7 protein-coding genes and 1 pseudogene are annotated in these 12850 nt (G+C 67.5%); 3 read left to right on the top strand and 5 right to left on the bottom strand.

All coding sequences use genetic code 11. The features are described from left to right. Together BHU15_RS00195 and BHU15_RS00190 are read right to left on the bottom strand one after the other, a co-directional pair. Positions 1-196, bottom strand: a pseudogene (locus BHU15_RS00195) (hypothetical protein); the annotation flags it as partial. Between the two features lie 220 nt (positions 197-416). Then, the gene (locus BHU15_RS00190) at positions 417-911 is read right to left on the bottom strand and encodes a hypothetical protein (protein ID WP_141726733.1); all 495 of its coding nucleotides are present in this window, start codon (positions 909-911) and stop codon (positions 417-419) included. A gap of 480 nt (positions 912-1391) precedes the next feature. Between BHU15_RS00190 and BHU15_RS41010 the strand changes: the two genes are divergently transcribed. After that, entirely contained in the window at positions 1392-1526 is a 135-nt protein-coding gene (locus tag BHU15_RS41010) for a hypothetical protein (RefSeq protein ID WP_255292980.1), read from the top strand. 270 nt (positions 1527-1796) lie between these two features. On the opposite strand, the gene BHU15_RS42065 is transcribed toward BHU15_RS41010, so the two are convergent. The 3 genes from BHU15_RS42065 to BHU15_RS42230 form a co-directional block, all read right to left on the bottom strand. After that, positions 1797-2141 (bottom strand): GmrSD restriction endonuclease domain-containing protein, encoded by a 345-nt coding sequence (locus BHU15_RS42065; RefSeq protein ID WP_368483182.1) that lies wholly within the window; start codon positions 2139-2141, stop codon positions 1797-1799. Continuing rightward, on the bottom strand, positions 2117-2311 hold the full coding sequence (locus BHU15_RS42060; RefSeq protein WP_368483181.1) for a hypothetical protein: 195 nt from the start codon (positions 2309-2311) through the stop codon (positions 2117-2119). The genes BHU15_RS42065 and BHU15_RS42060 overlap by 25 nt, the downstream gene beginning before the upstream one ends. Before the next feature lie 137 nt (positions 2312-2448). Then, positions 2449-2616 carry a hypothetical protein gene (locus BHU15_RS42230; protein WP_438284949.1) on the bottom strand — a complete coding sequence of 56 codons (168 nt, stop codon included), beginning with the start codon at positions 2614-2616 and terminating at the stop codon, positions 2449-2451. A 1297-nt stretch (positions 2617-3913) separates the two neighbouring features. Here BHU15_RS42230 and BHU15_RS00180 point away from each other — a divergent pair. After that, complete coding sequence (locus BHU15_RS00180) at positions 3914-7078, top strand: LamG domain-containing protein (RefSeq protein ID WP_255292979.1); 3165 nt, start codon at positions 3914-3916, stop codon at positions 7076-7078. A gap of 159 nt (positions 7079-7237) precedes the next feature. Beyond that, positions 7238-12850 (top strand): type IV secretion protein Rhs (locus tag BHU15_RS00175; protein WP_069625266.1); only part of this gene is annotated, 5613 nt, incomplete at its 3' end.

Here is a 12850-nt window from a genome sequence, read left to right as displayed (position 1 = left end):
CGGCGCGCTGAGCTGCGACATCCCGGCCGTCGGAGGTTCTCTGGGACCGCTCCAGGCGCAGTGCACGGCTTTCTGCGGACTGCCGGGTGCTCAGCCCGAGCGCGCCGGCGACCGTGGTCCAGGAGGCGTCGCGGGAGCGGGCCGCGCGCAGCAGGTCGTGCTCCAGGGCGTCCAGCCGTGCGCGGGCGTCGTCCATCATCGTCAGCGCCGCGAGGAGGAAACGGGCAGAGGTCTCTTGAGAGGCCCCGGGCCATCAGCCTCTCTGTGGAATTGACGGCTCCCTACCGTCCCGCTGTACGAGCCGGGGCCACGGCACGGCTACGCGATGAGCGACGTGGGCGACCCTGCTGGCGCACTTGGCTCTCTCATCCGCGACCCACTCGCCTGACCCGGCCGGGCCGTGCTTCGGCCCGTCGTCAGCCGAGGCGCCGCTCATGCGACGGCATCGTCAGAGGAAACGTGTCACGCCATGCGGTCCGCAGATCTTCCAGGTCGGTGCGTGGAAACGGTGACAGCCATCTCTTGCGGTAGGCCTCCTCACCCAGGTCCTGGGCGACGCGGTCGAAGCCGTCGATCACCGCCCTGGCTATCGCATCCACGCCCTGGCGGTGTGACTCCCAGATGACCTGTCCCTCGCTGTCGGGACGTTGCCCGTCCTCCAGAAGCAGCAGGTCGATGTCCACAAAGTCGCCGTAGCGGTGGAAGACCCAGCGGTGAGCGCTCGGCTCGCCTTCGAATTGCGCCTTGACCATGCGGGCACCGAGAACGACTCTGGTCACCGCGTTGAGCAGGTCCTCGGGTGCGTTGCTGATGTAGGAGGCGTGGGCACTGCCTTCTGACCGGCCATCGTTGATGGTGCAATCTGCCGAACCGGCCCAGCCAGGGGTCCAGGTGAATGTTATCGGCGTCATCGAGGCTCCTGCGGGTGGAATTTGGGACTGTTCAAGGATTGGAAAGCCGACCGGCGTCGACGTGGTCGGCGAGGTAGATCATGACGCCTTCGGGGGTACTCCACTGTTACATTCGGTAGTTTTTTCGATAGACCGTCATCGACGGTGAGCTCGCGGAGCTGCCCGGCACGATCGCGGCCGTACGCGCGACCATGGACGCCGACAGGGCTGCGGAGTTCGACTGCGAGATCGAGCACGTGCCGGCCGCCCTGGTGCGCTAAGCGCTGGCCGGCACCGGCGCGGACGACGAAGACGAAGCCCTCATCGAGCACCTGGCCCACGGCGAGGACATCGGCGCCACCGACGCCACCCCGGGCTCGGAGGTCGCGTGAACTACCGCCTCCAGTACGCGCCGCCGGCGGACCAGGCGCGCAGCGCGATGCCCCGCGCGCTGCAGACCACGTTCGACCGAGGTGTCCTCATCGCATAGGAGCCCCGCCCGTGACCGGGATCGACGTACGGCACTACGAGCAACACCAGCAGGTCGGCCAGGAGGTACAGCTTGCGGCCGGAACACACTGGCTCCCCGGTGGCCACACCGAGGAGAAACGCCGCGCGCCGCTCGCGGTGCCGTAGTGCGGTGGTGAACGCGCTCGGACAACTGGGCCGCGGGGGAGGGGGATGAACTCATGGTGTCCTGCTGTCTTCGGGGTGCCGGCCGGTCCGGTACGACCCGGGTCCGGCCGGCGATCGTCGTGTCGGTACGCACGCGGTGGTTCGGTGCGGGCGTGGTTACGCGGCGGGTTCGTTCTCCACCGTCTGGTGTCCGCACCCTGAGGCGACGCCGCGCAGGGCGTTGATCTCGCGGGCGTCCGCGGTGAGGTCCCAGCGGAGTTTGGTGGCGACTCAGTCGGCGGCGTACTGGCAGTGGGCGTCGGCGAGCGGGGGCAGCCAGTCGGCCGGGTCGCGGTCGGCTTTGGACTGGTTGGCGCGTGAGGTGACCGCGACCAAGCTGCGTTCGGCGTCAAGGTCGTTGGCGTATGCCTCGCGCCGCTTGGGTGTCCAGTTCTTGGCGCCCGAGTCCCAGGCTTCTGCGAGCGGGCCCATGTGATCGATCTGCGCGCGACCGGGATCCGTGACCGTGATGCCGTCGTAGTACGAGTACCACTCGCCGGCGACGACCTTGCAGCCGGGATCGATGGTCGGCTTGACGCGGGACTCAGCGATCAGACTTCGACGCGGGTCGAGCATCCGTCCTTGTCGGCGTCGATCCAGCGCCGGAACTTGGTTCGCTCGTACCCGGTCCGGTCCTCCACACCGACGGGGAGGAGATCGATGCTCTGCGTCAGGGACATCGGAGCGACGGCGCGGGACGCGGTGGTGGTGCTGTCGGCCGCTGTGGCGTTCTGCGGCAGGAGCATGAAGGCCGCCCCGCCGCGACGGCGGCCACGCGGGCGGTGAATCTGCTGAATCTTGTTGTACGCATGAGCTGTTGATACCGACCGGCAGGGCACAACTGGAGGTCAGCGTCCGAGGTTCACTCCCTGGGGCGCAACAGTCATACCGGCGCGCAGGTGTGGAGCCGTCGCCGCCCGCACCCACCCGCGTCCGGCCGGGACTGGCGCGGGAGTTGCGCGGCCGGGCGCCAGGCGTCGTCGGCGGACAGATAAGCCGTGCGGCGCAGCCGCCACACCAGCACATCGCTGACGGAGTCGGCGGTGTCCAACTCGATGCGCCTGGTTGCTTGGTGAGCTCGGTGACGAGATCGGACTCGACCGCGAGCCTGAGGAGACTTCTACGCCGGCTGGGAACCGGATCACGAGTTGCTGCCTGACGGCTCCGAAGTCCTCATCGCCGACGCGACTGGGAACCCGCCAAGGACATCGCCAGCGGCAGGTGAACCGGGCACTTCTGAAGGGGCGGCAGTATCTCTGCGACCGACAATGCTCTCCCTGAGGCGCGCCCGTCGGCTCAGGGAGCCGTACACCAGATAGGGCGCCGATCTGGAAGCGGCGCATGCCTCAGCACCGGACTGAGCGACGGCTGGATCACGGGACGGCACAGGCGGCGGGCCGCCTCGTACAACAGACAACGGACGTTCCACGACCCCAGCCCACTGCCGGGCCCGGATAGCGAGTCACGAGGGGGATCGACCTCAGCGTCCGGCCGTGCGGGGAGGCTGGCTGCTGAGTTGCGGGCGGTGTGGATGGTGTGGTTGCGGTCGCGACGTCTCGGAGGAGGCTTTCGTCTTCCTTGGCCGGCGCGGAGCCTCGCGCTGTGTTCAAGTTTCCCGGGTTTGAGGGGGATTCGGCTGCTCATGACCTTCTCGGAGCCGTGTGTTCGAATCGCATGACAGTGCGTCACGACGCATTCATGTTTGCAATCACCATGCATTTGTGACGCCGATCACTGTTGACGGGTTCTGATCATCACTACATAGTGAGGCGACTTGTGTGCGAACTGTGAACGGGTGAGGCGGAGTTGTGACCGGTGGGGTGGGTCGGCGTGTGCGCCGAAGAGTGGGCGTGACGACCCTCGTCGCGCTGATCGCCGGTCTGCTGCCTCAGGTTGCCGTGGCCGGGGAAGCATCAGCAAACGCCGAGCTGTCGGCGTCGGAGAGGGCCGCCCGTTCCGGGGAGGCGGTCGAGGTTGTTTCGGAGCGGACGGAGTACTCCTCGACGTCGGCCAACCCTGACGGGACGTTCACGTTGACCCGGTCGACGGCTCCGCAACGGGTCAGGAAGGCTGACGGTTCATGGGGGAGTGTCGACGCGACGCTTGAGCGTCGATCGGACGGCTCTGTCGGCCCCAAGGGCGCGGTCGTTGATCTGGCGTTCTCCGGGGGCGGAAGCGGTAAGGACCTGATCCGCCTCGGGGATAAGCGGGGATCGCTCTCGTTGGGCTGGGCAAACTCGCTCCCCGCGCCGACGCTTCAGGGTGCGACGGCCACGTATGCGGAAGTGTTCCCAGGTGTCGATCTTCAGCTGACGGCTACCGCCGAGGGCTTCCGTGAGGTGCTCGTCGTGAAATCCGCCGAGGCTGCGGCAAGCGCGGAGCTGGAGCAGATCGAACTAAGTACCTCGGGCCGGGGACTGACCGTCCGTCCAGGTGCGGGTGGTGGCCTCCAGGCCCATGACGAGGACGGCAACGTTGTCTTCAGCGGTCCCGCCGGACAGATGTGGGACTCCGCCGGGGAAGACACCGGGGACCTGCCGGCGCAGCGCCTCACCGAAGTTCGGGAAGCGCTGGGACCGGTGGCCGCTGAGGATGAAACCGCCCATCCGGGCAAGGGCGACGCCAGCGCCGTCCTGCCCGTGCGGGTGGACGAAAGTGCCGTCGCGGTCGAGCCGGACCTGGAACTGCTGCGCGGCGAGCACACCGTCTATCCCGTCTACATCGACCCACCGATCGGGCTGGGGGACTCGGAGCGGTCGGTGATCTCTTCCGACGGGGACCGGTTCTGGCAGTTCGACGGCGAGTACGGAGTCGGCCGGTGCGCCACGGCGGCGCCGTACTACTGCACGCTCGGGGCGTCTTACACCAATCGGATGCTGTTCGAGTTCTCGCCGGCGAACCTGGCGGGCAAGAGGGTGCTGGATGCCACGTTCCGGGCACGCGAGACGTGGTCGTTCGACTGCAACCCGCACTGGGTGGACCTGGAGCGCACCAACAACATGTCGTCGGCGACGCGTTGGCCGGGACCCAAGCAACTGGATCAGATGGGCGACCGGAACGTGTCCGCCGGGCGAGGCGCGGCGTGCGATCCGGACCAGCCTGATGCGTGGATCGAGTTCAACGACAACAGCTCCGAGTCGGACGAGAACCTGACGTCGACGGTGCGCGCGTTCGCCGACGGGAAGTTCCCACGCCTGACGTTGATGCTGCGCGCGAAGGACGAGGGTGACGCGAGCGCGTGGAAGCGCTTCGACGACAACGCCGAACTACAGGTCATCTACGTGCCCAAGCCGGGGGTGCCGACGAGCACGGGGCTCATTCCGGGCAACGGCACGGTTTCGTACTGCGCCACCTCCGCGGCGAGCCCGACGGTCGCCACCCGCGCCGACCCGATGGTCCAGGCCAGGACGCAGACGCTTGTCCAGCCCAAGGGCTCCGACTTCACCGGCGCCTTGCGGACAACGTTCCTGATCGAGCGGCAGCAGACAGACAACACGTGGGTGGGTAACTGGAGCACCGTCACGCCGTCCACGGGATTCCGTCCGGACGACCACCTGGAGAAGGTACGTCTGCCCGCGCGCTCCGACGGCACTCTGTACCGGATGAAGGCGCGGACCGAGTCGTTCTGGACGACGGGCGGGGTGACGTCGAGTGTTTCTTCGCCTTATGCGCGCTACTGCTACTTCCGGATCGACTCGAAGGCTCCGAGCGCACCGCAGGTAACGGCCCAGGGACCGTATATGGGATGCGTCGAGTGCGTGGGCGAAGGGACGCCTGGCAAGCCGGGTACGTTCACGTTCAAGCCGGACCCGTCCGATACGGACATCAAGAACTATCAGTGGCGTCTGCTGACCATGCCGGCGGGCGAGACACGCCAGGTAACTGGTGCTACGGCGGTGGTCAAGGACGTCACCCCCACGCTGGCCGGTGAACAGGTGCTCAGTGTGCGGGCCGGTGACCTGGACGCAGATGGGCGGGTGCGGTTCGGTCCGTGGGCGGAGTTCGAGTTCAAGGTCGCCGCTCCCGAGGGGCCGGTCGGTCTCTGGCACTTCGACGATGCCCAACCGGGTTCGACGGTCGTCACGGCGAAGGACAGCGCCACGGCCGGAGTCCGTCACCACGCGACGCTCCGCCCCCCGAATACGGCGGGAAAGGGTGCGTTCTGGTCGGTGAAGGGCCGGCGGGGGACAGGTGACTACTCTCTCGGCCTCAACGACGACTCCGGTGAGGCTCAGGAGACCGCCTACGCCTCGACAGCGGGCCCGGCGGTGAACACGAAGGACTCGTTCACGCTGTCCGCGTGGGCGCTGCTGACGGACACGCAGAAGAGCGGCACGGTGGCCTCGGCGCCGGGCGCCTTCGGATCCGCGTTTCAGTTGTACTACTCGGGCACCACGAAGAAGTGGGTGTTCGCACGCGTGGCGGCCGATGTGGCCAGCCCGGTCATGGTGCAGTCGCCGGCCGTGGCGTCGAACCCGCCCGGGGAGGTCTGGACGCATCTGACCGGTGTGTTCGACACGCACGACGACACGGACAAGACGAACGACACCATCCAGCTGTTCGTCAACGGGCGCCCGCAGGGCTCCCCGGTGAGACTCTCCGCGGCCAATCCTGCGTACACACCGGTCACTTCCACCAAGGACATGCTGATCGGACGCTCCCCGGCGGGGGAGTACTTCACCGGCCGGCTGGACGAACTCACCCTCTGGCAGAGCGCGCTCACCCCGGACATGGTCCGTCAGGACAGCGCCGCGCTCTCCCCGGAGGGGGTGCCGGCCACTGAACTCGTCGGTTACTGGGACACGGCATCGGCAGCCGGCGGACGGGTGGAGGAGTGGACGGACTACACGTCCCCGGCCATGACCATCTCGGCGACCGGGGCGGTGCCACGCCCCGAGGAGAACGAGCTCGATCTCGACGGCGTGGCCGGCTACCTGACCACCGACGGTCCTGCGGTGGACGAGACCGGCTCCTTCACCGTCACGGCGAATGTGCAGGTCGACAAGGCCCTGATGGAGGCCAAACCCATTGGCTACCGAGGCCAGGTCTTCAGCCAGGCCACCTCGAAGGGCAGCGAATCGTCGTGGGCGCTGTGGGTCGAGAAAATCGACCCGGACGGTGACGGTGTCGCTTCGTACTACTGGAAGTTCGGGCGCACCGGGACCGACGCGAACGGTGCTGTGACCGGGCAGGCACAGGTGGTTTCCGAGTTCGAGGCGGAACTCGACACCTGGGTACAGGTGACCGGGGTGTACGACGCCGGAGAGGCTGTGGACACCGGATTCGGCACCACCCGTCTGTATGTGAGCCAGTCCGAGCAGCCGTCGGCCGACGATGCCTCGTTCGTCACGCCTGTGCAGGGTTCGGGCGCGCTGTCCTGGGGGCGCGGCTCGTCCGGCGGAAAGACCGGGAACTACCTGCCGGGCGTTCTGGACGAAGCGCGCGTCTGGACCGGGGCGATGACGGAAGAGCAGGTCGGCACCAAAGTCATGGGCGACCCGGGCGCCGAATAGGCGGTCCGAGGTTACAGCTCTTCTCCTGTCGCCTCGGACCGGTCGTACAGCGGCTCACCGAAGTCTTCTGCAGCATCACCAGACGCCCCGGGCACGGACGGTGGCGGTCCGGAACATGTGCCGTCCTGATGAAGGCGGCTGGAATGGGGAGCGGATCCGATGAGGGGCAAGTACGGTACGGCTGGCGGCGGCGGACCGCGCGTCAGGATATGGCTGCGACGCGTCGCCGTGGTGACCGGATTCGCCCTGATGCCGGGACTGCTCAGCCCGGTGGTGTTCGCGGACGATCCCGCACTGCTGGGCGCGCCGAAGCTGGCGGCGCCGAAGGCGGCGGAGGTGACCCGGTTCACCGCGAAGGTGAACAAGAAGCAGGCCGCCGTGATGAAGAAGGCCGCCGACACCCACCGCAGGGACACTGCCCGCGCGAAGAGCGACCGGGCCACGGCCGTGACCTGGCCGCAAGCCGGACGTACGACGTTGACTCCGTCGTCCACCGGCGCCGCGCAGAGTTCAGCGGGTGGGCTTCCCCTCAGCCTGATCGCCCCCTCCTTGGCGAAGAAGCAGAAGCCGGTCAACGGAGCGGTGGAAGTCACCGTCCTGGACCAAAAGCAGGCCGCGCAGCTCGGGATCAAGGGCGTCGCCCTGACCGTCACCGGACCCGCCACCGGCGGCACCGCCCGACTCGGTCTCAACTACAAGAAGTTCGCCTCCGCCTACGGCGGTGACTGGGCCGGACGCCTCCAGATCCAGCGACTGCCCAACTGCGCGCTGACCGACCCGGCCGCTTCGAAGTGCCGCACCCGCACACCGCTGGACTTCACCAACGACCGCGCCCACAGCACTGTTACGGCACCAGTCGCTTTCACGTCGGCCGCCTCACCGGACGGGCGGACCGTGGTCCTGGCCCTCGCGGCCGGCAGCGAATCCGGTGCAGGTGACTACAAGGCCACCCCGCTCTCCGCGTCGTCGACCTGGGAAGCCGGTGGTTCTTCGGGCACCTTCACCTGGTCCTACCCGCTGCGCACCCCTCCTGCTGCGGCCGGCCCCGCGCCGGATCTGTCGATCTCCTACGACTCGGGCAGTGTCGACGGCCGCACGGGCTCGACGAATAACCAGGGCACCGCCATCGGCGAGGGCTTCGACATCACCTCGTCCTACATCGAACGCAAATACGGCTCGTGTGACGACGACGGTCAGGACGACAAGTTCGACCAGTGCTGGAAGTACGACAACGCCTCCGTCGTCCTGAACGGCAAAGCCAGTGAACTCGTCAAGCAGGACGGCAAGGGCGGCGCACCCGGCGAGGCCGATGAGCCCGGTGTCTGGCGGCTCAAGAACGACGACGCCTCGACCGTCACGCACTCCACCGGCGCCGACAACGGCGACGACAACGGCGAGTACTGGACCATCACCACCGGCGAGGGCACCAAGTACGTCTTCGGCCTCAACAAGCTCGACGGCGCACCGGCGGACGAGCGCACCGACTCGGTATGGACCGTACCGGTCTTCGGAGACGACTCCGGCGAACCCGGATACAAGGACGGGACCAGCTTCTCCGGCCGGGACAAGAAGCAGGCATGGCGGTGGAACCTCGACTACGTCGAAGACACCCACGCCAACGCCATGTCCTACTGGTACGACTCCGAGACCAACTACTACGACGAGCTCGGCGACGACAACACCGGCACCGCCTACACCCGCGGTGGGTGGCTGAAGGAGATCCGCTACGGCCAGCGCGCCAAAGCCCTCTTCAGCGGCACCCCCGCAGCGTCCAACAAGGTCGTCTTCTCCTACAAGGAGCGCTGCGTCGCCACCGGCACGGGCTGCGACTCGCTGACCGAGGACGCCCGGGACAACTGGCCCGACGTGCCCTTCGACGCCGTGTGCAAGGAGGGCGACAAATGCACCGGAAACGTCGGCCCCAGCTTCTTCACCCGCAAGCGCATGACCGCCATCTCCACCTACGCATGGAACGCCGCTGCCGCGATCCCCGATTTCGCCCCGGTGGACACCTGGGCGCTCAAGCAGCAGTACCTCGACCCGGGCGACACCGGTGACTCCTCCGACCAGTCACTGTGGCTGGACGAGATCCGGCACACCGGCCGGCACGGCACCGAAATAGCCCTGCCCCCGGTCACCTTCACCCACGAGTTCCTTGCCAACCGCGTCGACGGCAACAGCGACGACATCCTGCCCCTGCACAAGCCCCGCCTGTACACGATCACATCGGAGACCGGCGCGCAGTCGGTGGTCAACTACCTGCCGGCCGACTGCACCGCCGGACAGGCCAAACCGGCCGTCGACACCAACACCAAGCGCTGCTACCCGGTGTACTGGTCCCCGAACGGCGAAAAGACACCGATCCTCGACTGGTTCCAGAAGTACCCCGTCCAGGCCGTGTCCACCACCGACCCGCACGGCGGATCCGAGGCCGTCGAGCACACCTACACCTACACCGGTGGCGGGGCCTGGCACTACAACGACGACCCGATGATCAAGGAGAAGGAACGCACCTGGTCCTCCTGGCGCGGCTACGGACAGGTCACCCACGTCACCGGCCGCCCCGGCAAGACGCAGTCCAAGACCGCGACCGTGTACCTGCGCGGGATGAACGGCGATCGCGTCCTCGGATCCGACGGGAAGACCCCGCACGCGACCGACCGCAAGAGCGTCACGGTCACCGGTATCAAGGCGCCAGGAATCACCGACTCCGACCAGTACGCCGGGTTCACCCGAGAGTCGGTCACCTACAACGGCGCCCAGGAGGTGAGCGGCAAGATCAGCGACCCCTGGTCGAAGAAGACCGCCACCCAGCACAAGTCCTACGCCGACACCGAGGCATACTTCGTCCGCGTCGCCGCGACCCACGACCGGACCAACATCACCACCACCGGCACCCCGCGCGACCGGGTCCGAACGACAGCGACGACCTACGACGACTACGGCATGCCCGAAACCGTCGACGACAAGGGCGACAACGCCGTCACCGGCGACGAGAAGTGCACACGCACCTGGTACGCCCGCAACGACACCGTCGGAATTAACAACCTCGTCGCCCGCACGCGCACCGTCGCCCAGCCCTGCGCCACCACCGACACGGCACTCGACCTGCCCGCCGACTCCACCCGCCCCGGCGACGTCGTCACCGACACCGCCATCGCCTACGACACCACCACCTGGACAGCGGAGCAGAAGCCCACCAAAGGTGAGCCCCGCTGGACAGGCCGGGCCACGTCGTACGGCGCAGACAACCAGCCGGCCTGGCAGAAGATCACGACGGTCACCTACGACGCGCTCGGCCGCCAGCTCACGGTCAAAGACACGAACGACACCACGACCTCCACCAACGCCTACACCCCGGCGGAGACCGGCCCGCTCACTGCCACCACGGTCACCAACGCCAAATCCCACCGCACCATCAGCCTGCTCGACTACGCGACCGCCGCCCCCCTGAAGGTCACCGACCCCAACAACAAGGTCAGCGAGTCCACGTACGACGCGCTCGGGCGCATCAAACAGGCATGGCTCCCCAACAGCCCCAGATCCGGCGGCAAAAGCCCCAACTACGTCTACGACTACGGCATCACGGCCACCGATCCGCCCTGGGTGTCCACCGGCAGCCTGCAAGGCGACGCAGCCGGCTACAACACCACCTACGAGATCTACGACTCCCAGCTGCGCCCGCGCCAGACACAGTCACCCTCACCACTCGGCGGCCGGGTGATCGGCCTGACGATGTACGACGACCGTGGTCTCGCCGTCTCGTCCCAATCGGACATCTGGGACGACAAGACCGCACCGACCTCCGTCATCGCCCAGACCGAAGGCGGCCAGGCACCGGTACAGAACGACACCACCTACGACGGGGCGGGCCGCGCGGTCAAGACGGTCACGATGAACTTCGGCCGCGTGCGGTGGACCACCGAAACCGCCCACACCGGTGACACCGTCACCAACACCGCGCCCACCGGCGGCCAGGCCACCGCCGTCGTCACCGACGCCCTCGGCCAGACCACTCAGCGCCGCGAATACGCGGGCACCCAGCCGACCGGCGCCGATTTCACCACCACGGACTTCACCTACACCGGCGCCGGCAAGCAGGACACGGTCACCGGTCCCGACCGGGCCAAGTGGATCCACACCTATGACCTGTTCGGCCGGAAGGCCAGTTCCACCGACCCCGACTCGGGCACCACCAGAACTCAATACGACGAACTCGACCGGGCCATCTCCACTACCAACGCCCTCAGCAAGACGGTGCTCTCCGAATACGACGCCCTTGGACGCCAGACCGGGCTGTGGGACGGCACCAAGACAGATGCCACGAAGCTCGCCGCCTGGACCTTCGACACCCTCGCCAAGGGGCAGGCCGACACCTCCGTACGCTACGAAGGCGGCCTGACCGGCAAGGCATACACCACCAAGGTCACCGCCTACGACCCCGTGTACAACGTCACCGGCACCCAGTTGACGCTGCCCGCCACAGACCCGCTGGTCGCGGCGGGAGTGCCCGCCACCCTCAACTTCTCCACCGTCTACAACGTCGACGGCACCGTCCGCAGTAACACCCATCCGGCCGCAGGCGGCCTGCCCGCCGAGGCGGTGTCCAACAAGTACAACGACCTGGGCCTCCAGACCAGCGTGAGCGGCACCGGCGCCTACCTCAAGGACGCGACCTACTCCGAACTGGGCGATCTGCGCCAACTCACGCCCTACACCAGCCAGAACCTCGCCTTCACCTTCGGGTACGAACCCGGCACACGCCGTCTGAAGAGTTCCGTCGTCAGCGACACCGCACACCCCGGCCGCTTGCAGGACCTCAACTTCACCCAGGACGACGCCGGGAACATCACCTCGATCTTCGACGCCGCCACCCAAGGCACCGGCGGCACGACGAAGACCGACAACCAGTGCTTCACCTACGACGGCCACCGCCGCCTCATCGAAGCCTGGACCCCCAGAACACCCGACTGCGCCACCACCGGCCGCACCACAGCCAACCTCGACGGTGAAGCCCCTTACTGGTCCAGCTACACCTACACCACGGGCGGCCAGCGCAAGACCGAGACCAAACACACCACCACCGGCAACAACACCACGACGTACGCCTACGGCACCCCGACCGGCCAGCCGCACCCCCTCACCAGCACCACCGGGGCGAAGACCGGCACCTACACGTACGACAAGTCCGGCAGCACCACCAGCCGCCCCGGCGTCCAGGCCCAGCAGACCCTCACCTGGAACACAGAAGGCAAACTCGCAACCACCACCGAACCCGCCGCCGGAACCAAACCCGCCACCGGCACCAGCTACCTCTACGACGCCGACGGCGAACTCCTCATCAGCCGCAACACCACTGGCGACGGCGACACAGTCCTCTACCTCGGCGGCGGCAGCGAAGTCCGGGTCACCACCAAGGGCACAGCCAAAACCCTGACCGGCACCCGCTACTACACAGCCGCCGGGAAGACCATCGCCCTTCGTACTGCGACCCTCGGGACGACCGGCAGCAAACTCTCCTTCCTCGCCGGCGACCACCACGGCACCTCCAGCCTCGCCATCGACGCCGCCACCCTCGCGGTCACCAAGCGCTACACCACACCCTTCGGAGCCCCCCGCGGCAGCGCCGCCACCACCTGGCCCGACGACAAAGCTTTCCTCGGCAAGCCCGCCGACATCGCCACCGGCCTCACTCACATCGGTGCCCGCGAATACGACCCGGGCATTGGCCAGTTCGTCAGCGTCGACCCCCTGCTCTCCCTCGACCAGCAC

This window comes from Streptomyces niveus (genome assembly GCF_001723055.1).
In the GTDB taxonomy this organism is placed as follows: domain Bacteria; phylum Actinomycetota; class Actinomycetes; order Streptomycetales; family Streptomycetaceae; genus Streptomyces; species Streptomyces niveus.
This window is presented reverse-complemented; position numbering and strand designations above follow the sequence as displayed.

What these genes read in the sequence shown, in the direction of transcription:
- BHU15_RS00190 (WP_141726733.1), bottom strand. Translation starts at nt 911, where the DNA reads ATGACGCCGATAACATTCACCTGGACCCCTGGCTGGGCCGGTTCGGCA.
- BHU15_RS42060 (WP_368483181.1), bottom strand. Translation starts at nt 2,311, where the DNA reads ATGCTCCTGCCGCAGAACGCCACAGCGGCCGACAGCACCACCACCGCG.
- BHU15_RS42065 (WP_368483182.1), bottom strand. Translation starts at nt 2,141, where the DNA reads ATGCTCGACCCGCGTCGAAGTCTGATCGCTGAGTCCCGCGTCAAGCCG.